The 23,899-nt window shown below is 72.5% G+C and carries 23 protein-coding genes and 2 riboswitches; of the genes, 10 read left to right on the top strand and 13 right to left on the bottom strand.

Annotated features, from left to right (window positions below):
• Positions 1-19 precede the first annotated feature (19 nt).
• Positions 20-283 (top strand): DUF3311 domain-containing protein, encoded by a 264-nt coding sequence (locus ACZ6CL_RS02590; protein WP_468930216.1) that lies wholly within the window; start codon positions 20-22, stop codon positions 281-283.
• Positions 280-1,914, top strand: a complete 1,635-nt coding sequence (gene mctP / locus ACZ6CL_RS02585; protein ID WP_468930214.1) for a monocarboxylate uptake permease MctP — start codon at positions 280-282, stop codon at positions 1,912-1,914. Before ACZ6CL_RS02590 ends, mctP begins: the two co-directional genes overlap by 4 nt.
• A gap of 81 nt (positions 1,915-1,995) precedes the next feature.
• On the opposite strand, the gene ACZ6CL_RS02580 is transcribed toward mctP, so the two are convergent.
• The gene (locus ACZ6CL_RS02580) at positions 1,996-2,310 is read right to left on the bottom strand and encodes a DMT family transporter (RefSeq protein ID WP_468930211.1); all 315 of its coding nucleotides are present in this window, start codon (positions 2,308-2,310) and stop codon (positions 1,996-1,998) included.
• Positions 2,311-2,342: 32 nt separating this feature from the next.
• Positions 2,343-2,405: riboswitch (guanidine-III (ykkC-III) riboswitch) on the bottom strand.
• 182 nt (positions 2,406-2,587) lie between these two features.
• On the opposite strand from ACZ6CL_RS02580, the gene phsA reads away from it, so the two are divergent.
• Complete coding sequence (phsA, locus tag ACZ6CL_RS02575) at positions 2,588-4,438, top strand: O-aminophenol oxidase PhsA (protein WP_468930208.1); 1,851 nt, start codon at positions 2,588-2,590, stop codon at positions 4,436-4,438.
• A gap of 62 nt (positions 4,439-4,500) precedes the next feature.
• On the opposite strand, the gene ACZ6CL_RS02570 is transcribed toward phsA, so the two are convergent.
• Positions 4,501-5,430, bottom strand: coding sequence for an IPT/TIG domain-containing protein (locus tag ACZ6CL_RS02570; RefSeq protein WP_468930206.1), 930 nt, complete (start codon positions 5,428-5,430; stop codon positions 4,501-4,503).
• A 382-nt stretch (positions 5,431-5,812) separates the two neighbouring features.
• Here ACZ6CL_RS02570 and ACZ6CL_RS02565 point away from each other — a divergent pair, with 382 nt between their 5' ends.
• Genes ACZ6CL_RS02565 through ACZ6CL_RS02555 form a run of 3 tightly spaced genes read left to right on the top strand, consistent with a single transcriptional unit; the run spans position 5,813 to position 6,814 of the window.
• The gene (locus ACZ6CL_RS02565; protein ID WP_468930203.1) at positions 5,813-6,100 is read left to right on the top strand and encodes a hypothetical protein; all 288 of its coding nucleotides are present in this window, start codon (positions 5,813-5,815) and stop codon (positions 6,098-6,100) included.
• A 23-nt stretch (positions 6,101-6,123) separates the two neighbouring features.
• Positions 6,124-6,282, top strand: a complete 159-nt coding sequence (locus ACZ6CL_RS02560; protein WP_468930199.1) for a DUF7196 family protein — start codon at positions 6,124-6,126, stop codon at positions 6,280-6,282.
• A gap of 37 nt (positions 6,283-6,319) precedes the next feature.
• On the top strand, positions 6,320-6,814 hold the full coding sequence (locus tag ACZ6CL_RS02555; RefSeq protein ID WP_468930197.1) for a GNAT family N-acetyltransferase: 495 nt from the start codon (positions 6,320-6,322) through the stop codon (positions 6,812-6,814).
• Here the strand turns inward: ACZ6CL_RS02555 and ACZ6CL_RS02550 are convergent.
• From ACZ6CL_RS02550 to ACZ6CL_RS02540, 3 genes are read right to left on the bottom strand one after another with little or no spacing between them, the layout of a single operon-like run.
• Complete coding sequence (locus ACZ6CL_RS02550) at positions 6,811-8,370, bottom strand: FGGY-family carbohydrate kinase (RefSeq protein WP_468930194.1); 1,560 nt, start codon at positions 8,368-8,370, stop codon at positions 6,811-6,813. The two genes, ACZ6CL_RS02555 and ACZ6CL_RS02550, sit on opposite strands and share 4 nt — an antisense overlap.
• Positions 8,371-8,417: 47 nt before the next feature.
• Complete coding sequence (locus tag ACZ6CL_RS02545; RefSeq protein WP_468930191.1) at positions 8,418-9,197, bottom strand: DeoR/GlpR family DNA-binding transcription regulator; 780 nt, start codon at positions 9,195-9,197, stop codon at positions 8,418-8,420.
• Entirely contained in the window at positions 9,194-9,886 is a 693-nt protein-coding gene (locus ACZ6CL_RS02540; protein WP_468930189.1) for a histidine phosphatase family protein, read from the bottom strand. Before ACZ6CL_RS02540 ends, ACZ6CL_RS02545 begins: the two co-directional genes overlap by 4 nt.
• Positions 9,887-10,013: 127 nt before the next feature.
• Between ACZ6CL_RS02540 and ACZ6CL_RS02535 the strand changes: the two genes are divergently transcribed.
• The 4 genes from ACZ6CL_RS02535 (at position 10,014) to ACZ6CL_RS02520 (ending at position 15,753) form a co-directional block, all read left to right on the top strand.
• Positions 10,014-11,483: an FGGY family carbohydrate kinase gene (locus tag ACZ6CL_RS02535; protein WP_468930188.1), complete on the top strand. Its 1,470-nt coding sequence runs from the start codon at positions 10,014-10,016 to the stop codon at positions 11,481-11,483.
• A gap of 114 nt (positions 11,484-11,597) precedes the next feature.
• Positions 11,598-11,720, top strand: a riboswitch (cobalamin riboswitch).
• A gap of 127 nt (positions 11,721-11,847) precedes the next feature.
• On the top strand, positions 11,848-14,244 hold the full coding sequence (locus ACZ6CL_RS02530; RefSeq protein WP_468930186.1) for a ribonucleoside-diphosphate reductase subunit alpha: 2,397 nt from the start codon (positions 11,848-11,850) through the stop codon (positions 14,242-14,244).
• 17 nt (positions 14,245-14,261) lie between these two features.
• Positions 14,262-15,293 carry a ribonucleotide-diphosphate reductase subunit beta gene (locus tag ACZ6CL_RS02525; RefSeq protein ID WP_468930183.1) on the top strand — a complete coding sequence of 344 codons (1,032 nt, stop codon included), beginning with the start codon at positions 14,262-14,264 and terminating at the stop codon, positions 15,291-15,293.
• A gap of 145 nt (positions 15,294-15,438) precedes the next feature.
• Entirely contained in the window at positions 15,439-15,753 is a 315-nt protein-coding gene (locus tag ACZ6CL_RS02520) for a hypothetical protein (RefSeq protein WP_468930181.1), read from the top strand.
• 13 nt (positions 15,754-15,766) lie between these two features.
• Here the strand turns inward: ACZ6CL_RS02520 and def are convergent, their stop codons facing one another.
• The 8 genes from def to ACZ6CL_RS02480 form a co-directional block, all read right to left on the bottom strand.
• Entirely contained in the window at positions 15,767-16,399 is a 633-nt protein-coding gene (gene def, locus ACZ6CL_RS02515) for a peptide deformylase (protein WP_468930179.1), read from the bottom strand.
• 124 nt (positions 16,400-16,523) lie between these two features.
• Positions 16,524-17,510 (bottom strand): tetratricopeptide repeat protein, encoded by a 987-nt coding sequence (locus ACZ6CL_RS02510; RefSeq protein ID WP_468930176.1) that lies wholly within the window; start codon positions 17,508-17,510, stop codon positions 16,524-16,526.
• A 311-nt stretch (positions 17,511-17,821) separates the two neighbouring features.
• Positions 17,822-19,120 carry an HD-GYP domain-containing protein gene (locus ACZ6CL_RS02505; RefSeq protein ID WP_468931249.1) on the bottom strand — a complete coding sequence of 433 codons (1,299 nt, stop codon included), beginning with the start codon at positions 19,118-19,120 and terminating at the stop codon, positions 17,822-17,824.
• Between the two features lie 373 nt (positions 19,121-19,493).
• Entirely contained in the window at positions 19,494-20,885 is a 1,392-nt protein-coding gene (locus tag ACZ6CL_RS02500; RefSeq protein ID WP_468930173.1) for an HD-GYP domain-containing protein, read from the bottom strand.
• Between the two features lie 178 nt (positions 20,886-21,063).
• Positions 21,064-21,396, bottom strand: coding sequence for a mycothiol system anti-sigma-R factor (gene rsrA, locus ACZ6CL_RS02495; protein WP_468930171.1), 333 nt, complete (start codon positions 21,394-21,396; stop codon positions 21,064-21,066).
• A complete protein-coding gene (locus ACZ6CL_RS02490; protein ID WP_468931246.1) occupies positions 21,393-22,085 on the bottom strand; it encodes a sigma-70 family RNA polymerase sigma factor in 693 nt (230 codons plus the stop codon). Before ACZ6CL_RS02490 ends, rsrA begins: the two co-directional genes overlap by 4 nt.
• A gap of 273 nt (positions 22,086-22,358) precedes the next feature.
• Positions 22,359-23,030 carry an alpha/beta hydrolase family protein gene (locus ACZ6CL_RS02485; RefSeq protein WP_468930168.1) on the bottom strand — a complete coding sequence of 224 codons (672 nt, stop codon included), beginning with the start codon at positions 23,028-23,030 and terminating at the stop codon, positions 22,359-22,361.
• Positions 23,030-23,860, bottom strand: coding sequence for an SOS response-associated peptidase (locus ACZ6CL_RS02480; RefSeq protein WP_468930165.1), 831 nt, complete (start codon positions 23,858-23,860; stop codon positions 23,030-23,032). The genes ACZ6CL_RS02485 and ACZ6CL_RS02480 overlap by 1 nt, the downstream gene beginning before the upstream one ends.
• Positions 23,861-23,899 lie beyond the last annotated feature (39 nt).

The raw sequence follows: 23,899 nt of genomic DNA, 5'->3' as shown, positions 1-23,899 counted from the left end.
GGGACGGGAGCCCGCCGCCATGCCAGACACGCCCGCCACGCCCGCAGACAGGAGACCGGTCGTCACGCCCTCGCGTGTCGTGGCCGCGCTCTGCCTCATCGCGCCCTTCGTGGCGATGCTGTGGGTCGGCTCGTACGGGAAGATCGAGCCCACCTTCATCGGCATCCCGTTCTTCTACTGGTACCAGATGGCCTGGGTGCCCATCTCGGCCGCGCTGACGACGACCGCGTACATCCTGGTCCGCCGTGAGCAGCGGGCGCGCGAGGGAGGCGGTTCCGCGTGAACGACGGCGTGAACGGCGTCGCGCTCGCCGTCTTCATCTTCTTCTTCCTCGCCGTCACGGTGATGGGCTTCCTCGCCGCCCGCTGGCGGGCCGCCGAGAACGCCGACAACCTCGACGAATGGGGGCTCGGCGGCCGCAGCTTCGGCACCTGGATCACCTGGTTCCTGCTGGGCGGCGACCTCTACACCGCGTACACCTTCGTCGCCGTCCCGGCCGCGATCTACGCGACGGGCGCGGCGGGCTTCTTCGCCGTGCCGTACACCATCCTGGTGTATCCGCTGATCTTCACCTTCCTGCCCCGGCTGTGGTCGGTGTCCCACAAGCACGGATACGTCACCACCTCGGACTTCGTCCGCGGCCGCTTCGGCTCCAAGGGGCTCTCGCTGGCCGTCGCGATCACCGGCATCCTCGCCACCATGCCGTACATCGCCCTCCAGCTCGTCGGCATCCAGGCGGTGCTGGACGTCATGGGCGTGGGCGGCGGCGAGGACACCAACTGGTTCATCAAGGACCTGCCGCTGCTGATCGCCTTCGGTGTGCTCGCCGCGTACACCTACTCGTCCGGGCTGCGCGCCCCCGCGCTCATCGCCTTCGTCAAGGACACCCTGATCTACATCGTCATCGCGGTGGCGATCATCTACATCCCGATCAAGCTGGGCGGCTTCGACGACATCTTCGCCAAGGCGGGCCACGCCCTGTCGCAGGAGAATCCGGCCACCGGGCAGCCCAAGGGCGCGCTCGCCAGCGGTGACAAACAGCAGTGGGGCTACGCCACGCTCGCCCTCGGCTCGGCGCTGGCGCTCTTCATGTATCCGCACTCGATCACCGCCACGCTCTCCAGCCGCAGCCGCGAGGTGATCCGCCGCAACGCGACCATCCTGCCGCTGTACTCGCTGATGCTGGGGCTGCTGGCGCTGCTCGGCTTCATGGCGATCGCGGCGGGCGTGAAGGTCGAGAACGGACAGCTGGCGATCCCCCAGCTCTTCGAGAACATGTTCCCGGACTGGTTCGCGGGGGTCGCCTTCGCCGCCATCGGCATCGGCGCGCTCGTCCCGGCGGCCATCATGTCCATCGCCGCGGCGAACCTGTTCACCCGCAACATCTACAAGGACTTCCTGCGGCCGGACGCCACCCCGGCGCAGGAGACCAAGGTCTCCAAGCTGGTCTCGCTGCTGGTGAAGGTCGGCGCGCTGGCCTTCGTCCTGACCATGGACAAGACCGTCGCGATCAACTTCCAGCTGCTGGGCGGCATCTGGATCCTGCAGACCTTCCCGGCCCTGGTGGGCGGCCTGTTCACCCGCTGGTTCCACCGGTGGGCGCTGCTCGGCGGCTGGGCGGTCGGCATGGTCTACGGCACGGTCGCGGCGTACGGCGTGGCCAGCCCCACCCAGAAGCACTTCGGCGGCAGCTCGGACGAGATCCCGGGCATCGGCGAGATCGGCTACATCGGGTTCACCGCCTTCGTCCTCAACGTCGTGGTCGCCGTGGTGCTCACGTTCGTCCTGCGGGCGCTGAAGGCCCCCGACGGTGTGGACGAGACGTCCGCGTCCGACTACACGGCGGACGCGGGCGACCCCGGCGTCCAGGCCGACCTGCCCCCGGCCACGGCGGGCGCGCCCGGCGGCCACTGAGCCCGGCGTTTTCCGTCAGCGGGCCGCCGTCTCCCTCGCGGGAGGCGGCGGCCCGCTTCGGTTGTTCACCTGGGGGGGGCCTCAGTGCAGCAGCTTCAGGCCCACCACACCGCTGACGATCAGGCCCAGGCAGACGATGCGCCCGGCGCTCACCGGGTCACCGAGCGCGATCATGCCGTAGACCGCGGTGCCCACCGCGCCGATCGCGACCCACACCGCGTAGCCGGTGCCGATGGGGATGGAGCGCATCGCGTACGACAGCCCGGCCATGCTCAGCGCGGCGGCGGCGACGAACAGCAGGCTGGGACGGAGGCGGCTGAAGCCGTGCGACGCCGAGAGCGCCGCCGCCCAGACCGTCTCCAGGAGACCGGACAGCATCAGAAGAATCCACGCCATGACAGGAACCTCACGTAGCAACAGACACGCTGACTACGCCGTCTTGTCGTGACCGGGTACGACGTGCTCGTCCGGGGCGCCGAGGGCACCGTGTTCCAACGTAACACCGGGCCGGACGCCCCAATTCCACCCTCTTGTTCCAGCCAATTCCGCACAGAATGGCGCATTCCCCCACCTACCTCGCAACTGTTGTGCGCCCCCGGCGCATCTGAGAAGGCGAGAAGTGTGCCGCCGGAGACCACCGGTGGCACGGGGGACACACAACGGGGGTTCGGCCATGTCCGACACGCTTGTCCAGAACGATTCCGAGGAGACGGAGGAGCAGACCGCTCCGGCCTCACCGGCGGCGGGGCTCGTGCCCTTCATGGACGCCCTGCGCGTACCGCCGCGGCTGCGGCCGGGGCACGACGAGGCGCTCCGGGGCATCACCGTCGACCTGCGCGCCACCTGGGTGCGGCTGCATTCGCAACTGCCGCCGACCCGGGTGTGGGCCTACGAGGGACACTTCCCCGGGCCCACCATCGAGGTGCGCCGCAAGCAGCGGCTGCGCGTGGCCTGGACGAACCGGCTGTCCGGCGCGTACCCGGTGACCGCGTATGAGGTACCGGCCACCACCCCGCCCGCGGTCAACGTGCCAGGGCACGGCGAGGCCGGGGCCGAGGAGGTCAAGGGCGTGGCGGAGCTGCCGCCGTGGTCGGTGACGCATCTGCACGGCGCCCCGACCGGCGCGGGCAACGACGGGTGGGCGCAGAACGCGCTCGCACCCGGTGACTCCCAGCTCTCGGAGTATCCGAACGACTGTCGCGCGACGGCGCTGTGGTATCACGACCACGCCATGCACATCACCCGGTGGAACGTGTTCACCGGCCTGGCGGGCATGTACCTCATCCGGGACGAGGAAGAGGACGCGCTGCGGCTGCCGCGCGACGAGTACGAGGTGCCGCTGGTGCTGATGGACCGCAACCTCGATACGGACCCCGACGGACGGCTCACCGGGCGGCTGCTCCACAAGGTGCAGGCCGTCGGCAAGGACCCCGAGGGGCGCAACATCACCACGCCGTTCTCCGGGCCGTACACGCTGGTCAACGGGGTGATCTGGCCGTACTTCGACGTCGAGGCGCGCTGGTACCGGTTCCGGGTGCTCAACGCGTCCAACGCCCGCTTCTACCGGCTGGCGCTGATCGACGAGGAGACCGGCGAGCAGGTGACCGGAGCGGTCAAGCAGATCGGGACGGACGGTGGCCTGCTGGACCGTCCGGTGGACCTCGACGCCCCGGTGTCCATCGCCCCCTCCGAGCGGATCGACCTGCTGATCGACTTCTCCCGGCTGCGCGGGCGCAGCCTGCGTCTGGTCAACACCCCGGCCGGGAAGAGCCCGGGCGAGGCCGACGAGGCGAGGGGGGTGCCGTATCCGCAGGTGATGCGGTTCCGGGTGGACCGCGAGCGGGTGCGCGACCGTTTCGTGCTGCCGAAGGTGCTCTCCTCGTTCCAGCGGCTCACCCACGCCAACGCCCCCTCGCACGGGCACCGGGTCATCGCGCTCACCCCGCCCGGCACGGTCGGCGGCAACGGCCACCCGGAGATCTGGGAGCTGCGGGAGGTCCCGGCGTCCGAGGTGACGGCCCCGGGGGACGGGGTGATCCAGGTCAGCAACGACAAGGGCCAGACGGTCACGTACCGGCGGATCGCCCGCTCCTTCGACGACACCATGGGCTTCAGCGTCGAGCTGGACTCCTGGGAGCAGTGGAGCTTCCTGAACCTGGGCGGTCCGACCCACCCGATGCACATCCACCTGATCAGCTTCCAGGCGATGAGCCGTCAGGCGTACGCGGCCAACGGCTTCGACCCGGCGCTGGGCGGTACGCGCGAGGGCGCGCCGGTCACGTACTCCGGTGAGCTGGAGGTGCTGCCGAGCGAGCGGGGCTGGAAGGACACCATCCAGGTCGCGGGCGGCGAGATGGTCAACGTCATCGGCCGCTACACCGGGGCGACGGGCCGCTTCATGTACCACTGCCACATCCTGGAGCACGAGGACATGGCGATGATGCGCCCATTCCTGGTCACGCCGGGGCCGGTGCTCGCCTTCGACCACCACCGCCCGGGCGGCGGCCACCACGGCGCCGCCTAGCACGCGACGGCACCGGCAGCCGGGGTGCGCCCCGGCTGCCGGTGCCATCCGGCTCACACGTGTCACACGTAGCTGAAGCCACCGGGGACGGTGGTGGTTCCGGTGGGCGTCACCAGGGTGACGGTCGCGGGGCCGACCGCTCCGGGCGGAGTGATGCCGGTGACCGTGGTGGCGGTGGCGGTCACGCCGGTGGCGGGAACGCCGTTGAACAGCACGGCCAGCACGGTGCCGAGGTTGGTGCCGTTGACGGTGAACGCCGTACCACCGGCCGCCGGTCCGCTGTTGGGAACGATGTTGACGGGCACGGGCACGGGCGGAGCGACGAAGTAGGTGAAACCGCCCGGGATGGCGACCGCGCCACCGGGGCCGGTGACGACCACGGCGACGGTGCCGCCGGCGGGCGGGCCCGCCGGGGTGACGCCGACCAGCTGGGTACCGGCGGGGTTCACGGCCACGATCGTCCCGGGGACGTTGGCGAAGGTGACGCTGGTGACGGTGTTCAGGTTGGTGCCGTTGATCAGGAACACCGTGCCGCCGGTGGTCGGGCCCACGGCCGGGGTGATGGAGGAAGCGGTGGGCGGGGGCGGCGCCACGTAGGTGTACGGCTGGCTGTTGCTGGTGCCCGCGGCGGTGGTGACGAGGACCTGGACGGCCCCGGCCGCGTGCGGCGGGGCGATCACCACGATGGTGTCGGTGGTGGGGTTGGGGTACCCCGGCCAGCCGCCACCGCCGCCACCCCAGCCACCGCCGCCCCAGCCGCCGCCACCGGACCAGTCGCCGGAGGAGCTCTGGCTGACGATGGTGGCGGGGGTGCCGCCGAAGGTCACGCTGATGATGTTGCGCAGGTTCGTCCCGGTCAGCTGGACGAGGTTCCCGCCGCTGGTGGGGCCCGAGTTGGGCACCACGGACAGCAGCAGCGGCGGGCCCACCGGATTCGGGGGCCAGTAGCCCGCGGTGGGTGCGGCGGCGGAGACGAGATCGGTCGAGGTCATGATCGGTCCTCCTGGGGAAGGGTCAGATGAGGTGCACTGGGCGCACGCAGGCCGACAGCGGAGGAAGGGAAAGCTGGTGGGCCGCCGAGCGGGGCGCAGGAGCGGTGCACGAGTGAGGCGGGAGTAACGGGGCGAATTCCCGGCTCCTGAATGGCTGACGAGGTATGGGGCGGCCTCGATGCCACGTTTCCAGTTATCCACGCACATCCGTGTCGCTCAAGACCTCAGAACACCCATCACTCGTTTGGCGCACAAGGGCTCGCACAGTGGCGCATTCATATGACGAACGCTCGGCTATTCGGGGGAATCTTCTGACGGGCTATCGCCTGTTGGGGTCGGTCGTGCTTGTAATAAATACATCGCACCGATAAGGAACGATCCGATGAGCCTTGCAGCGTTCCTTCTCGCCCTCGGCACCACCTGCCGCATCACCCGTTTCATCACCAAGGACACGCTGGCGGCGGGCTTTCGGACCTGGGTCGCCGACCGCTTCGGCGACGATTCCCCGGTCACTTATCTGGTCAACTGCGGCTGGTGTACCAGCACATGGGTGGCCGGAGCCACCGCCGCTTACGCCTTCTCGCTGGACACCACCGCGTGGTTCCAGATCCCGGCCACCGCCCTGACGCTTTCCTATCTCGCCGGTGTGGCATCGCGGTGGCTGGACTGACGCGACGGAAAGGAAGAGCACCCATGGGCTGCAACTGTGGCGGCGGATCACCGCAGAGAGTCGTCCTTTACCAATTGACGCTGCCGGACGGCACGGTCCGCCACTACGTCACGTACCAGGAAGCCGAGGCGGCCAACAAGCGCGCCGGTTCCACCGGGGTGATCAGCACCGTCACACGGTGACGACCCGGTTGTCAGTGCCCTGCGGCAGACTGCGGACATGGATGTCACGATCAGACGCGCGCGGGACGAGGAACTGGACGACATCGGGGAGCTGACCGCCCGAGCGTATCTCGGGGACGGGCTCCTGGACTTCGGGGACGACGACCCGTACCTGGCCGTGCTCCGCGATGCCCGGCGCCGCGCCGCCGAGGCCGAAGTGCTGGTCGCGGTGAGCGACGGCGTGGTGCTGGGGGCGCTGGCCTTCGCCGTGCACGGCGGGGCGTATGCGGAGCTGGCCGAGCCCGGCGAGGGTGAGTTCCGGATGCTGGCCGTGCGGCCCGAGGCGCGGCGGCGCGGGGCGGCCGAGGCGCTGGTGCGGGCCTGCCTGGACCGGGGCCGGGAGCTGGGGCTGCGGGGGCTCGTGATCAGCAGTCATCAGAGGATGGCCGCCGCCCACCGGCTGTACGGGCGGCTGGGCTTCGTCCGGGCGCCGGAGCGGGACTGGGAGCCCGTCCCGGGGATCGCGTTGTATGCGTTCACCGTGGAGATCTAGCGCGGCAGCCAGCCGCGATCCCGCAGAGCCGCGGTGAACGTGGCGTACGAGGCGTCGAGCGCGGCGTGCTCGCGCGCGTCCGGTGCGACGTCCCGGCCGGGGCGGACCATCGCGGCGGCGCTCGCCGTGAGGTCGGCGTGGAGCGTCCCGGAGGCGGCCAGCAGGGCGGCACCGAAGGCCGTTTCGGCGTGCTCGGCGACGCACAGGGGGCGACCGAGCACGGTGGCGCGGATCCGGGTCCACAGCTCGCTGCGGCTGCCGCCGCCCGCGGCCCACAGCGGACCCTCGACCGCCACGCCCAGCTCGGCCGCCCGCTCCAGCGCGAGGCGTTCCAGGAAGGCCACGCCCTCCAGCGTGGCGCGGTGCCGGTCGGCGTCGTCGGCCGGAGTGCCGAGGACGAAGCCCCGGGCCGCGCCGCTGACGAACGGGAAGCGCTCGCCCTCGCGGCGCAGCGGATACGTGACGACGGAGGCCGGGCCCCGGTGCGCGGCGGCGCGGTCGAGCGCGGGCAGCCGCTCGGACGGGAGGTGCGCGAGGGCCTCGCCGCCGGTGTTGGAGGCGCCGCCCGGCAGCCACCAGCCGTCCGGGTGGCGGTGGCTGTAGAGCGCGCCGGAGGGGTCGGTGACCAGGTCCCGGGTGACGCCCTTGAGGACGTAGGTGGTGCCGAGGATCCCCACGAACTGCCCGGGCCGCACGGCCCCGGTGGCGAGCTGCCCGGCGCAGCCGTCGGTCATGCCGAGCCGGACCGCGCACCCGGTCGGCAGCCCGGTCTGCGCCGCGGCGTCCGCGCACACCGTGCCGACCGCGGTGGCCGGGGGCTGGACGGACGGCAGCCACCGGGCCGGTACGCCGAGCGCGTCGAAGACCTCGCCGGGCCACTCTCCGGCGCGCGCGTCGTAACCGCTCTTGAGCGCGTGGGACCAGTCGGTGGCGACGGGCCCGCCGGTGAGCCGCCATCCCACGAGGTCGGGGGTGTGGAGCAGATGCCGGACCCGACCCGCCCCGGTTCCGGTCCGCCCGGTGGCGGGCGTACCGGAACCGGGCGCCGGACCACCGGCCGCCGCAGCGCCGGACGCCGGGCCGCTGCTCGCTGCCGACCCCGCGGCAGCCCCCTCCGTGCTCGCCAGCCAGGCGATGCGGCCGAGGGCGGCGGTCGGGGCGACCGACAGACCGAGGGCCCGCCAGCGCGGGGCACCCGCCTCCTGGGCGCGGGCGTTGAGCCCGGCGGCGCGGCGGTCGTCGTACATCAGGGCGGGGCCGAGCGGTTCGCCCCGGCCGTCCGCGAGGACGATCGTGCCGGAGGTGGCGGCGACGGCCACCGCCACGACCTCCCGGCCGCCCGCCGGAAGGGCCCCGGTGGCCTCGCGCAGGGCCGCCGCGACGGCGGGCCACCAAGCCGTGGCGTCCTGTTCGCTGCGCCCGCCCTCGCCCCGGCGCGGGGGCGGGAGTTGGGCGCTGCCCCGCGCCCGTACGTGCCCGTGTGCGTCGGCGCACACCACCCGCACGGCCGCCGTGGCGATGTCGATCCCCGCGACGACCTCGGCCCGGTCGGACATCACGTATCACGCCTCTCGCAAGGGGGGTTAAGTTCACACTGGTGATGTTAAGAAGAGCCGTGCGCGATCCTCACATCCGTGCGCTCCCGCCACTCCCCCACCAGCCGGGCGTCCGCCCCGCCGTCCACCACCAGATGGTCGAAGTCGGCCAGCGGGCGCAGCCGGTGCAGCGCCGTGCGCCGGGTCTTGGACGCGTCCATCAACAGCACCGTGCGGGCGGCGGCCGCGAGCATGGCGCGCTTGACCAGCACCACGTCCTGCTCCTGGTGGTACGTGGTCGTCGCGTCCATGGCCGAGGTGCTGACCAGCGCCATGTCCACCGAGAGCGCCCCGATCGCCTCCGCGCACGGCACGCCGAGGAAGGAGTCATGGGTGTGCGAGTACTCCCCGCCGAGCCCGATCAGCCGGATCCGGGGCACCCCGGCGAAGACCTCGATCACCCGCCGGGCGTTGGTCACCACCGTCAGCGGGGCGGACTCCACCAGCAGCCGGGCGAGCGCGAGGGCGGTCGTGGAGTCGTCCAGCATGACCGACATCCCGGGCTCGACCAGCTCCGCCGCGGTGGCGGCCACCGCCTCCTTCTCGGCCCGGTGGGCACCCATCCGGTAGGCGAGGCTGGACTCGAAGACCGACGACGGCAGGGCCGAGACCCCGCCCCGGAACTTGCGCAGCACGCCGAGCCGGGCCAGCTCGTCCAGGTCCCGGTGCACGGTCATCAGGCTGACCCCGGTGAGGTCGGCCAGCTCGGCCGCGGTGGCGGTGGAGTGCGCGAGGACGTGTTCGGTGATGGCCTGTCTGCGGGCGTCCTGGGAGCGGGCGGTGGTCATGGGCGGGCCTCTCCCGTCATGCCGCCGGTCGGCACGCCGCCGCTCGGCACGCCGCCGCTCGGCACGCCGCCGGTCGGCACGCCGCTGGTCGGCACGTTCAGGGAGCGCAGCGCCGTGCGGTCGCCGTCGATCCCGACCTCGGTCACCGCCGCGTTGTCCAGCCGGGGGAAGACCGTGCGGTAGCGGCCCACGGGGATGCCGAGCAGGGTGCACAGCGCGACCCGCAGCAGGCTGTTGTGCGCCACGACGAGCACCGTGCGGTCCGGATGCGCGGCGGCCAGCCGCCGCAGGGCGGCGACCGCCCGGCCCGCGGCCTCGCCTGGCCGCTCCGAGCCGGGGAAGGCCCCGGCGTCGGGGTCCTCACGGAACGCCCGGACGGCCGCCGCGTCCTCCGCCTCCATCTCGGCGAGGGTGCGGCCCTCGCCCCAGCCGAAGTCCATCTCGCGCAGGTCCTCGACGACTTCGGGCACCAGGGACAGCGCGCTGGCCGCCGGTTCGGCGGTGCGCCGCGCCCGGCCGAGCGGGGAGCAGGCCACCGCGTCGATCCCGCGGCCGCGCACCCAGTGGGCGAGGGCCCGCGCCTGCCAGTGGCCGCGCTCGGTCAGCGCGATGTCCGAGGTTCCGGCGTACCGGTTCTCCGCGTGCCACACGGTCTCTCCGTGGCGTACGAGCAGCAGTCGGGCGGTCATCCGGGGCTCCCCTGCGTGTCGGCCAGTGCCTGGACCAGCGCCTGGACCATTGCCTCATCACGTCTCTGGTGTTAAATCTAGCATCGCTTATGTGAAGGGACACCGAGGTTCCGGAGGGCAACAGGCCATGCGCGCGATCATCGGAGTGGATGTCGGCACCTCGGTCACCAAGGCCGTGGCCTTCGGCCGCGACGGGACCGCCCTCGCCTCCGCCGCCCGCCCCAGCCGACTTGACCGGCTGCCCGGTGGCCTGGTCGAACAAGACTTGGAGGACGTGCTGCGCACGGTCGCCGAGGTGGTGCGCGAGGTCGCCGCGGCGCTCCCCGGGCCGCCCGCCGCGCTCGCGCTCACCGGCCAGGGCGACGGGCTGTGGCTGCGCGACGAGGCGGGCCGGGCGGTGCGTCCGCCGATCTCCTGGCTGGACGGCCGGGGAGCCGGTACCGTCGCCCGCTGGCGCACCGACGGCACGCTCGCCGCCCTCTACGCCCTCACCGGCTCCGGGTTGTTCCCCGGCTGCCACGCCCCGCTGCTGCGCTGGCTGGCCGAGCACGAACCGGCGGCGCTGGAGCGGGCGTCGGTCGCGGGGTACTGCGTGGACGCGGTGGCCCAGCGGCTGACCGGTGTCATCACCGTGGACGCCTCGGACGCCTCCCTCCCGTTCCTCGACGTCACCACCCGTACGTACGTGCCCGCCGCGCTGGAGCTGTGCGGGCTGGGCGACCACGCCCGGCTGCTGCCCCCGCCCGCCGCACCCGGCACCGTCCTCGCGCTGGACGACGAGGGGGCTCGGCTGACCGGGCTGCCGCCCGGACTCCCCCTCGTCTGTGGCCCGTACGACCTTCCGGCGTGCGCCATCGGCAGCGGGGTGCGGGACGTGGGCGACGGGCTGCTCATCGTCGGCACCACGCTGGCCTGTCAGGTGCTCACCGATCGCGCCGTGGTGGACCCGGCCGCCGATCCGGCCGGAATGTGGCTGTGCGTCCCCGACCCGGACCGCTGGCTGCGCGCGATGCCCGCCATGGTCGGCACCGCCGCCCTGCGCTGGGTGCTCGATCTCACAGGGACGACCACGGCCGAACTGGACACCCTGCTCGGCCAGAGCCCGCCGGGCGCGAACGGAGTGACCGCGCTGCCCTTCCTGTCCGGCGCCGGGGAGCGCGCCCCCTTCGTGGAGCCCGCCGCCCAGGGCCGGTTGGACGGCCTCGGTCTCGCCACCACCCGTGCCGACGCCGTACGGGCCGTATGCGAGGCCATCGCCTACGCGGCCCGCCACTGCCTGGAGGCGGCCGGGCTCTCGGGGCGGCTCGCGCTGTGCGGCGGGGGCGTGCGCTCCGCCGCGTGGACGGAGATTTTCGCGCATGTCATTGATCACCCCGTGGCCCTTCCGGACGAGCCGGAAGTCGGCGCGCGCGGCGCGGCCGCGGTCGCCTGGCGGTCGCTGGGCGACCCCGTGGACGCCCCTCACTGGCGCTCCGCGTCCCGTACCGTCGAGCCCCGGGCGGAGCTTCGCGGCGCGTACGAGGACGGCTACGCGGGCTACCGCGACCGCCTCGCCCGTGCCCTGGACGAATGGCGGACGAGCGGCCCGGCGAGCTAGTTTTCCCTGGGATTCCAACGCGGCCAAAGCCTGACGCGACTAGCACATCTATGCGAATCCACCCAGCTGACGACACAACATCTGGGGGTACGTGCGCAGCGCGACACAAGATGTATGCTCGTGCTCGCTGTCGCCGCAGGGGAATCCGGTGGGAATCCGGAACTGTCCCGCAACGGTGTACGGGTGCGCTTTCGCGTACCCGTGAGTCCGATGACCTGCCGACGGCCGTCTGCATACGTCCGGGCCTCGCGGGTTGGGTCGATGGACGCTGCGCGGTGTGCCCTGAAGCGGAATCGGCATGCCCGTAAGCGGCCATCGCGCACCGCCCTCGCAGGCCCCCAGCCGAGCGAGGGAGAACACTTCAGTGACCATCGCGCCCGCCGATCCGGTCTCAGAGGCAGCGGACACCACGGCAGCGGCCGACGCGCCCGGGACCGCCCTGCTGCGTACCCTGACCGCGCTCACCGCCGACCTGCCCGCCACCGACCCCGGCAGGGTCGCGGCCGCCGCCCTGCGCGGCCGCCACCCCGGTTCGGACGAGGCGGAGTTGCGTTCCCTGGCGACCGAGGCCGCGGCCGGGCTGATCGGTGAGGAGCCGGAGTACTCCAAGCTCGCCGCGCGGCTGCTGACCCGCGCGATCGCCGAGGAGGCGGCCGGGCAGGGCGCGGACTCCTTCTCGGCCTCTGTCGCCGTGGGCCACCGCGAGGGCCTGATCGCCGACTCCACCGCCGAGTTCGTGACCACCCACGCCGCCCGCCTGGACGCGCTGGTCGACCAGGCGCTGGCCGACGGCGCGGACGACCGCTTCGGCTACTTCGGGCTGCGCACCCTGCACAGCCGCTATCTGCTGCGCCACCCGATCACCCGTCAGGTGATCGAGACCCCGCAGCACTTCCTGCTGCGCGTGGCCTGCGGGCTCGCCGAGGACCAGTCGGCACGGGCGCTGGCCGATGTCGCCGAGCTGTACCGGATGACCAGCACGCTGTCGTACCTGCCCAGCTCCCCCACGCTGTTCAACTCCGGCACCCGGCACCCGCAGATGTCCTCCTGCTACCTGCTGGACTCGCCGCTGGATGAGCTGGACTCGATCTACAACCGCTACCACCAGGTGGCGCGCCTCTCGAAGCACGCGGGCGGCATCGGTCTGTCGTACTCCCGCATCCGCGCCCGCGGTTCACTGATCCGCGGCACCAACGGGCACTCCAACGGCATCGTGCCGTTCCTGCGCACGCTCGACGCCTCCGTGGCCGCCGTCAACCAGGGCGGCCGGCGCAAGGGCGCGGCCTGTGTCTACCTGGAGACCTGGCACGCGGACCTGGAGGAGTTCCTGGAGCTGCGGGACAACACGGGCGAAGAGGCCCGCCGCACCCACAACCTCAACATCGCGCACTGGATCCCGGACGAGTTCATGCGCCGGGTCGAGGCGGACGCCGACTGGTCGCTGTTCTCCCCGGCGGACGCGCCCGAGCTGGTCGACCTGTGGGGCGACGAGTTCGACGCCGCGTACCGGAAGGCCGAGGCCGAGGGGCGGGCGCTCAAGCAGGTCCCGGCGCGCCAGCTGTACTCCCGGATGATGCGCACCCTCGCGCAGACCGGCAACGGCTGGATGACGTTCAAGGACGCCGCCAACCGCACCGCCAACCAGACCGCCGAGCCGGGCCGGGTCGTCCACTCCTCCAACCTGTGCACCGAGATCCTGGAGGTCACCAACGACGGCGAGACCGCCGTCTGCAACCTCGGCTCGGTCAACCTCGCCGCCCACCTGGGGGAGGACGGGGAGATGGACTGGGAGCGGCTGGACCGCACCGTCCGCACCGCCGTGACCTTCCTCGACCGCGTGGTGGACATCAACTTCTACCCCACCGACGAGGCCGGGGCCTCCAACTCCCGCTGGCGTCCGGTGGGGCTCGGCCTGATGGGCCTCCAGGACGTCTTCTTCCGGCTGCGGCTGCCGTTCGACTCGTCCGAGGCGCAGGCGCTGTCCACGCGGATCTCCGAGCGCATCATGCTCGCCGCGTACGAGGCGTCCTGCGACCTCGCCGAGCGCCACGGCCCGCACCCGGCCTGGGCCGAGACCCGCACCGCGCGCGGCGTCCTCCACCCGGACCACTACAACGACGCCCAGGCCACCTGGCCCGAGCGCTGGGAGGCGCTGCGGCAGCGGATGGCGACGACCGGCATGCGGAACTCGCTGCTGCTGGCGATCGCGCCGACCGCCACCATCGCCTCCATCGCGGGCGTGTACGAGTGCATCGAGCCGCAGGTCTCCAACCTCTTCAAGCGCGAGACGCTCAGCGGTGAGTTCCTCCAGGTCAACAACTACCTGGTGAACGACCTGAAGAAGCTCGGCGTCTGGGACGCCCAGACCCGTGACGCGCTGCGCGAGGCCAACGGCTCGGTCCAGGACCTCTCCTGGGTGCCCGCGGACGTCCGCGACCTGTACCGGACCGCGTGGGAGGTCCCGCAGCGCGCCCTGATCGACATGGCGGCGGCCCGTACGCCGTACCTCGACCAGAGCCAGTCGCTGAACCTCTTCATGGCCGCGCCGACCATCGGCAAGCTCAGCTCGATGTACGCGTACGCCTGGAAGCGCGGCATCAAGACCACGTACTACCTGCGCTCGCGCCCGGCGACCCGGATCGCCCAGAGCGCCCGCGGTGGCGCCGCCACGGCCGCCGTCCCCGCTCAAGCGACGCCCGCCGAGGCCGACGCGGTCGCCTGCTCCCTGGAAAACCCCGAGTCCTGCGAGGCCTGTCAGTAATGCCCACCGCATCCGAGATGACCACCGCGAACACCGCGACGGACAGCACCAAGAACCTGCTCGACCCCGGGTTCGAGCTGACCCTGCGGCCGATGCGGTACCCGCAGTTCTACGACCGCTACCGGGACGCGATCAAGAACACCTGGACCGTGGAAGAGGTCGACCTCCACTCGGACGTCGCCGACCTCGCCAAGCTCTCCCCCGGTGAGCAGCACATGATCAGCCGACTGGTGGCGTTCTTCGCGACCGGCGACTCGATCGTGTCCAACAATCTGGTGCTGACGCTCTACAAGCACATCAACTCCCCCGAAGCGCGGCTGTACCTGTCGCGGCAGCTCTTCGAGGAGGCCGTGCACGTCCAGTTCTATCTGACGCTGCTGGACACCTATCTCCCCGACCCGGACGACCGGGCGGCGTCCTTCGCGGCGGTCGAGAACATCCCCTCCATCCGGGAGAAGGCGGAGTTCTGCTTCCGCTGGATGGACTCGGTGGAGAAGATCGACCGGCTGGAGTCCAAGGCCGACCGGCGCCGCTTCCTGCTCAACCTGATCTGCTTCGCGGCGTGCATCGAGGGCCTGTTCTTCTACGGCGCCTTCGCCTACGTCTACTGGTTCCGCTCGCGCGGCCTCCTGCACGGGCTGGCGACCGGCACCAACTGGGTGTTCCGCGACGAGTCCATGCACATGGAGTTCGCCTTCTCGGTCGTGGACACCGTCCGCGAGGAAGAGCCCGACCTCTTCGACGACGAGCTGGAGCAGCAGGTCACCGACATGCTGAAGGAGGCCGTCGAGGCGGAACTCCAGTTCGCCCACGACCTGTGCGGCGACGGCCTGCCGGGCATGAACACCGCGTCGATGCGCGAGTACCTGCAGTGCGTGGCCGACCAGCGCCTGCGGCGCCTCGGCTTCCCCGCGGTCTTCGGCTCCGAGAACCCGTTCTCCTTCATGGAGCTGCAGGACGTCCAGGAGCTGACCAACTTCTTCGAACGCCGCGCCTCGGCCTACCAGGTAGCGGTCGAAGGCTCGGTCTCCTTCGACGACGACTTCTGACCGTCGCCCCCGCTTCCGGCCCACGGCCGCGCTCTCTTTGGAGCGCGGCCGTGTCGTCGTTGACGACCTCGTCAACACCGCCTCGGCGCGCGGGCTACGGTAGGGCCTACGAAGGCAACGTGAAGGACGCGCGGAGGGCCCTGGAGTGACCGGCTTTCTTCGGTGGGCCGGTGCGGCGGTCCTGGTTCTCGCGAACCTCGTCAACGTCTACTTCGCCTTTTGGGCGCTGGTGACGGAGCCCGGGGGCGCCTGGGATGAGAACACGCTCACCGGCATCGAGACGGCGTCGTTCGTCGTGGTCCTCGTGGGGATCGTGACCCTGCTGCTCGCGGCGCTTCCGGTCCGGAAGGGGGCGCTCAGCCGTTGGTGGCTGGCGCCGCCCGTGGTGTTCGTCGTCCTCGGGGCAGCACGCTGGACGTACGTCGCGCAGTACTACCCCCAGGCGGCGAACGGCTCCTGACCCGCTCCCGAGGTCAGTCGTTGGGGACCGTCTCGTAGCGGGGGGTGCCCTCTGCCATCTGCCGGAGCACGTCCTTGCGGTCGCGCTTGGAGAGGCGGTCGATGTAGAGGTAGCCGTGGAGGTGGTCGGTCTCGTGCTGGAGGCAGCGGGCGAAGTAGCCGGTGCCGCGGACCGCGATCGGGTTGCCCTCGGCGTCCTGGCCGCGGACCACCGCGTAGTCCGGGCGGGCCAGCTCGCAGTAGGCGGTGGGGACCGACAGGCAGCCCTCGTTGGAGTCGTCCAGGACGCGGCGGTCGGCGGGCAGCTCCTCCACGACCGGGTTGCAGACCACGCCGACGTGGCGTACGCCCTCGTCGTCCAGGCAGTCGTAGACGAAGACCTTGAGGTCGACGCCGATCTGGTTGGCGGCCAGGCCGACGCCCTCCGCCGCGCGCTGGCTGGCGAACATGTCGTCGATCAGCGCCGCGAGCTTGTCGTCGAACGCGGTGACGTCCTGGCACTCCTTGTGGAGCACCGGATTGCCGACGACGGTGATCGGGCGGGCGGTGCCGCGCTCGCGGTACGCCTGCTCGCGCTCCTCGCAGTCCTCCGTGTCCACGACGAACTCGTCGTCCACCTGCTGCCTCGTGGTCCCTTGCTGCGACATCGTCCGCCGTACGCCTTCCTTCAAACCCTGATGCGTCGCCCTACAGGGTACGGCCCGCCCGGACGGGAGGGGGATCAGCGGCCCATTCCGGGCCTTCAGCAGAAGTCTTCAGCAGAGGGGGTCTTCAGCAGACCTCTTCCAGGTCCCGCCACTCCCGGGTGTCCGGGCTGTCGGCGACCCAGCCGTCCAGCAGCCCCCGCACCAGCCCGCTGGGGGCCGCGATGCCGCATTCGCGCTCGGCGACCCACAGCGAGCCCGAGCCCGCCGTACGGTGCCCCAGCGGGCCGGGGTGGCCGGGCTCGCTGTGGTCGTGCGGGTCCAGGTGCTCGCCCTCGCCCTCGTCGCTCGGCATGCGGCTCTCCGAACAGGAGCGGCACAGCAGCCGCACCGACGACGACCAGTCCTCGGCGGCGAAGCCCGCGTCCGCCGCGAGCCGCTCCAGGGCGTCCCGGTCGGCCTCGGTGGCCGCCTCCAGCAGCACCACCCAGGTCGGCACCGGGGACGGCGCCCACAGCTCGATCTCGTCGAAGACGGGGTAGGCCGGGCCCGCGGAGGTCACCCGCTCACCGTGCGGGACGCCGTCGTGCAGCACCACCTCGCCCCAGCGCCGCCCGGAGGACGGCAGCGGGATCGACAGCACCTCGATGCGGGCCGGGTCCAGGCGGCGGCCCCACACCACCTCGGCCTCGCCCTCCGGCGACAGCCGCACCGCCGCGCTGCCCAGGTCCATGCCGAGCGGCTCACCGGACGCGGACGCCTCGCCGGGCACCTTCAGCCCGTACGCCTGCCAGGCGCGGCGGGCCAGCGGCCAGTCCTGGAGGGCGGTCGCGGCGATGCCCACGTTCCACCAGTCGGGGGCACCCGCCTCGCGGTCCAGCAGCGCGACCGCGCGCAGCCCGGCGGCCCGGGCCTGCTCCCAGTCGTGCCGGAACTTGTGCAGCAGCGCGAGGTTGAACCAGGACTCCGACAGCCACGGCTCCAGGTCGGCTGCGCGGGTCAGCAGCGCGCCCGCGTCCTCGTACCGGCCGTCGCCGATGAGCGTGAACGCACGGTCCGTGGCCTGCCGCCATGAGGCGGACGGCCGGTGCCGTACCTTGCCGAAGATCTTCACGATTCCCGCCTGCCGGTATCGAAGTAGTCCCGTACCAGAGCCTTACGCGGACGGCGTCGCCCTCCCTGGAAGACAACCTGCCACACATCCGCGGACATCTCAGCCCAGCCCCTCACCCTTCGGCCGGGAGACGATGCCCACCACACCTCCTTGCCACCGGCCATCGGCCCGACACCCCTCTCTCGCATCCAACCATGCCTCTTGGGAGACCCGCTCATTACCCGCGAGTTCCTAGTTACTCACCGATTCCTCACCGGTTTCCTGACCGGATTCCTCACCCGGTTCCGCACCGGGTGCCCGCACCGGGTTCCTCACCGGGGGCGGTCGTACGCCGGGCGGGACAGCACCGTCGCCAGCGCTTCGACCACCGCCGGATCGAAATCCCGCGCGGTGGCGAGCCGCAGCCGCTCCAGGGCGCGCAGCGGGGCCGCTCCCCCTTGCCCCGCGGCCGCCGGGCCGCCCGCCGCCTCGGTGTACGCGTTCACCGCGCGCACGATACGCGCGGACAGCGGCTGTTCGCGGTACGGGTCCGCCTGCCGTTCGACGATCAGCGCGACCTCCGAGGGCACCCCCGTCTGCCGTACCACGGCACCCCCCAGCAACGCGATGCGGCGCTGCTCGGCGCGGGGCAGCGGCTCGGTCGCCCCGGCCGGGACCGGGTCCACCAGGGACAGCTGCCCGATGTCGTGCATCAGCGCCGCGTATTCCAGCACAGTCAGGGCGGGCTCGGAAAGCCCCAGCTCCCGGCCGACCGCCCGGCTGAGCCCGGCCACCTTGCGGGCGTGGCCCACCGGGGTATACCCGGCGATCTCGGTCGACCGGGCCAGGGAAGCGATGGTCTGGCGGCAGGTGGCCCGGATCGCGGCGTAGCGGCGGAACGAGTACTGGATCAGCAGTGGCGGCAGCGCCAGCACCGGCAGCGCCCACAGCCCGGCGACCGCCACCGTGAGCGCCATCACCACCCCGGTCGCGCAGATCGCCGACCCTATGCCGCCGAGCGCCCGCAGCTCGTCGCGGAGCAGCGGCCCGTACGGCCACCCGGTGCGGGCACGGGCCAGGGCGGCCGCGAGCACCGCGTCGCACAGCGCGGTCAGGGCCAGTACGCCCAGCAAGTAGCCGACGAGGGCGGGGCCGTGCCCCAGCCAGGAGCCCAACCGGCCGGTGTGGTGCAACGGTTGGAAGCAGGTGGCCGCGAACCCCACGGTCAGCACACGCCGGGCGGTGTGGCCCGGGTCGGCCGGGCGCCCGAGCGCCATGCGCGGCACCAGGCCCGTCAGAGAGGCCGCCACGACGACGGTGACGACCTGGAGCACCCCATGGCTGGTGGGCTCCCCGCCCAGACGCCCCAGCAGGGCGTACCCGAGGGCACTCGCGGCGGCGAGCGGCGCCGGCTCGCCGCGCTGCTCGTGCGACCCGCTCGCGCGCGGGAGCGCGGCCGGGGCGTCGCAACACCGGATGGCTTCCCCGAGGGCGATGAGCAGCCCGAAGGCGAGCGCCGCCCCCGGCTCGCGTATGCCGTGCCACTCCGTCCAGGCGAGCGCCACCACGGCGAGCACCCCGGCGGCCCCGTACACCGCCCCGAGGATGGCTCTGCGGCCCCGCCGCGACACCGGCCCCCGCACCGCGCCCCCGTCCCGGGCCCCCCGCGCCCGCCGGACCGCGCGCGCGTGCGCCTCCGCGAGCCGCCCGAGGCCGCCGAACACCCCATCGGCGCGGCTAGGCACACCCGGGGCAGGGCGGCCCACGCCCCCGCCCGGCCTTTTCGCCGCCCACGCCGCCGCGTTCCGATCCCGGCCCAGCCCCGGCACCCGATCCGGGCCCCGATCCGTCGCCGGGTTCTCGTCCCCGCTACGCCTCCGGGCGGACGGCAGGCGCGGGCCCACGCCGCGGGGGCCTGGCGCACCGCCGCGCCGGGCGGGGGTCACGAGGCACCACCGAGTCCGCCGGACCACGCGCCGTCCGGGCCGGGGCGCCTGGCCGGGGTCATGAGGTGCCGCCGGGGTCGGTGGGGTGCGGTGGCGGGGGCGCGGGGCCGTCGGCCGCCGCGGCGCGTACGAGCGGGGGCGGCGGGACGTTTCCGCGCTCGTCGGCGGCGTCCGCGCGGGCGTCCGCGGTGACCGCCGCGTGCCAGCCGTGGCGGTCCAGGGCGCGGGCCAGGGCCCGCACCATCCGGGCGTCGAACTGGCTGCCCGCGCACCGCTTCAGCTCCTTGACCGCCGTCTCCACCGGCCGGGCCCGGCTGTACGTACGCGTCGAGGTCATCGCGTCGAAGGCGTCCGCGACCGCCACCACCCGCGCGAACTCCGGGATCTGCGCACCGGCCAGCCCGTACGGATAGCCGCTGCCGTCCAGCCGCTCGTGGTGGTGCAGGATGGCCGTCCGCGCCTCGCCCAGGAAGCGGATGCCGCGCACCATCTCGTGGCCGTATTCCGGGTGCAGCTCGATGACGCGGCGCTCCTCGGGGGTCAGCGGGCCGTTCTTGCGCAGCAGCCGGGTGGGGACGCCGAGCTTGCCCACGTCGTGCAGGATGCCCGCGATGCGCAGGGCCTCCAGCCGGTCGCCGCTCATGCCCAGCTCGCGGGCGATCATCACGGAGGCGCGGCCGACCCGCTCGCTGTGGCCCCGGGTGTAGCGGTCCTTGATGTCGACCGCCTGGACGAGGGCGCGGATGGTGGCCTGGTGGGCGGCGCGCTCGCGGTGACAGAGCGCGAAGACGCAGGCGCAGACGTACATCGGCAGCAGCACCAGCAGGGCCGCCGCCGGGCCGTACGGGCTGGTCCACAGCACCGCCATGGCGAGCCCGGCGGGCCCGTGGACCAGCTGGGGCGCCAGGGCGCTCAAGGGCCGTCCGCGCCAGGCGGCCCGGGCCGAACGGCGCTCGGCGAGGACCAGCACCGCGCCCTCCAGGGCGGCGGTGACCAGCCCCAGCACGAGCCCGGCGGCCGGTGCGGCGGCCAGGGCCCGTGGAAAACCGGGCACACCGGGGTTCTCAGCGGCGCACAGGGCGGGCGGGCCACCGAGGGCCCGGAAGGCGTACGCGGCGGCCCAGACGGCCAGTGAGAGCTGCGCGGCACGCCAGGCGCGCCGGACCGGCGCGGGGTCCCGCTCGACCCGGCCCAGCAGCGCCCCGGGCACCGCGACGAGCGCCGCGGCGGCGGGCGGCAGCAGAAAAGCCCCGGCCAGAAGGACGGGGCTGCACCATTCGGGAGACGGGGCCCGCACCGTGCGCGACCCCACCGCGTACACCGCGGCGAGCAGGACCACCGTGGCCCACGGGACGGCCGCCTGGGGCCGCAGAACCGGGGCGGCACACAGCGCCCCGGCGAGCACGGCGCTCACCACATAGGCGCGCGCGACGAGAGGAAGTGACCGCAACGACCGCCCTCCTCCCCATCCGCATCCGGATCGCCGCCCCCGTCAGGGGCGGGTCAGATTGGGGAGAATAGGGCCGCATACGGCGGGCGGGACCGGATGGTCCGCCCGATTGCACCCCTTCGGGTGATGATCGGACCGCTGAGGCCACGCCGCCCGCGGCCGACGGCCGCGGGTCGGCTCACTCCTGGGTGGGCTGGGCGGACGCCTCGCCGGTGTCCGCCGCCTCGGCGGTCAGCTCACGCTCGGGCACCGCGTGCCCGGAGCGGATCAGCTCGATGCGGCCCATGACCTTCGAACGGAGGTCGGTGGGCACGTCGTCATGCCCGCAGCACCGCTTGACCAGCTTCTTCACGGCCTGCTCCAGGCCGTACTTCTCCAGGCAGGGGGAGCACTCGTCGAAGTGCACCTCGAACTTGGCGCAGTCCCCGTCAGGCATCTCGCGATCGAGGAACTCGTAGAGATGGTCGAGGACCTCGGAGCAATCCGTCTCGTGCGGCTCTCCGCAGCTCATGAGTCCGCGCCTTTCCGATCGTGCGACTCGTCCGCCGCGGCACCGGACGCGCCCGCCGGGACGAGCCCGCGCCCACGGGCGTAGTCCTCCAGCAGACCGCGCAGCTGGCGGCGCCCACGGTGCAGACGGGACATCACCGTACCGATGGGTGTCCCCATGATGTCGGCGATCTCCTTGTACGCAAACCCCTCGACATCCGCGAGGTAGACCGCGATCCGGAACTCCTCGGGAATGGCCTGAAGGGCCTCCTTGACGTCCGAATCCGGCAGGTGATCCAGGGCCTGGGACTCGGCGGAGCGCAGACCGGTCGACATGTGCGACTCGGCGCGCGCGAGCTGCCAGTCCTCGATCTCCTCGGCCGCGCTGCGCTGGGGTTCGCGCTGCTTCTTGCGGTACGAGTTGATGAACGTATTGGTCAGGATGCGGTACAGCCACGCCTTGAGGTTGGTGCCCTCGCGGAATTGGTGGAAGGACCCGTACGCCTTCGCGTACATCTCCTGCACGAGGTCCTCTGCGTCGGCCGGATTACGGGTCATGCGCAGCGCAGCGGAGTACATCTGGTCGAGGAACGTCAGGGCGTCCCGCTCGAAGCGCGCGTTGCGCTCAGCGGACGTCTCCTGCCGCTGCTCGTCCCGTGCTCCCTCGATGACGCCGTCGGTCTCTGCGTCGGTCCCAGTGACCTGACCCACCTCCTCCGTTTTCGCGGCGGTACCCGATGCGGACCCGCTCGAATCGGAGAATAGACGACGATCCGGTCCGCCCGCCGCCTCGATCTTCGCGGTCTGCTCCGCCTCCAGCTGACGCCAGTCCAGGTCAGCGGCGTGCGGGCGGGCCGGGCAAGCAAGCGAACCCATGCGGGGAACTCCCTCTCCTCGTGCTGGTGCCTCTTACGCGGTCGATACCTACGACGCGTATAACACCAAGCCCCCGGGTCGCATTCCCGTGACCTCACCCACACCCCCTCAGGGGGCGAGGCGCGTCAGCCACTCCCCGACGGCGTCGGTGATCACGGCCATGGCCTCCGGCTCCGTGAGGTCCGCGGACTTCGGCACGGCGAAGCCGTGATCGCCGTACGGCACCTCGACCAGTTCCGTGGACTCCGGCAGCTCCGGGAACTCCCCGGGGCGCCCGAAGGCGTCCCGGCCGCCCTGCAGGACCAGCGTCGGCAGGCCGCTGGACAGCAGCTCCTCGGCGCGGGACTTCTCGGGCTTGCCCGGCGGGTGCAGCGGGAAGGACAGCGCCAGCACGGCGCGGGCGCCCAGCTCGGCCGCCGTACGGCAGGCCACCCGCGCCCCCGCGCTGCGGCCGCCCGCGACGACCGGCAGGCCGGGCCGCTCCAGCGCGGGCCACAGCGCGCGCCAGCCGGTGTCGAGGGTCTTGGGCGCGGGCGCGACCTTCTTGCCCGCCACCCGCCACGGCTGCTCGACCAGCGCGACGCTCACCCCGCGCGGCGGCAGCGCGGCGGCCAGCGCCCGCAGGTCGCGCGCCTCGATGCCACCGCCCGCGCCGTGCGAGACGGCCAGCACGGTGTGCGCGCCGGAGGCGTGGTGCCAGGTGATACGGGCGTCGCCGACCGGGGTCGGCACGGTCTCGGCGGTGGGGGTCGTCCCCGTCGTCCCAGAAGTGCGCGTCATCAGAACAGCGTGCCCTCTTCCGGGCCCTCCAGCTCCGTCAGCAGCTCCGGTCCGTTGTTACGGACGTCACTCACCCCGGTCGCCACCGGGTACGCGCGCAGCAGTCCCGCGGGCGGCGGCGCCAGCAGCGGGCGCAGCTCGTCGGGGTCGGTACGGGCCGGATCCAGCCAGGAGTCCCAGCGGTCCTCGGGGAGGACGAGCGGCATCCGCGGATGGATATCGGCCAGCGAGCCGGGGCCCTCGCCCCCGGCGCCGCCCGCGAACGGCTCCCGCTCCGCCTCGGTGGTGATCACCGTGCAGGTCACCCACCAGGCGCGCGGATGCTCGTCCGGCAGCGTGCGGTCCCGCCAGAACTCGTACAGCCCGGCCATCGCCATGACCGAACCGTCCACCGGGGTCACGAAGTACGGCTGCTTGCGCGGCCGTTTGCGCTTCCCCTTCTCCTCCAGCTGCCGCTCCCCCGACCCGGTGACCCACTCGTAGTAGCCGTCGGCGGGCAGGATGCAGCGGCGCGAGGCGAAGGGGCGCCGGTACGAGGGCTTCTCGTGCACGGTCTCGGCCCGGGCGTTGATCATCTTCGCCCCGCCCTCGGGTGACTTCGACCAGGACGGCACGAGGCCCCACTTCAGCGTCCGCAGCTGGCGGACCGGCCCCGGCCCGGCGGCCTCGGCCTCGGGGCCCTTGAGCGGGCGTTCGAGCACCGCGTACACGTCCTTGGTGGGCGCGACGTTCCAGTCGGGCGCCAGCGTCTCCTCCGGCTCCCACTTCTCCACCCCGAAGGTCCCGACGAGATCCTCGGGTCTCCGACTCGCTGCGTATCGACCGCACATAGGTGCCACACTGCCACGACGCCAACCGACGCGAGGAGC

Source organism: Streptomyces sp. NPDC041200, from assembly GCF_055591805.1.
Note: the sequence above shows the minus strand (reverse complement) of the source record. Positions and strands in the feature narration are given on the sequence as shown.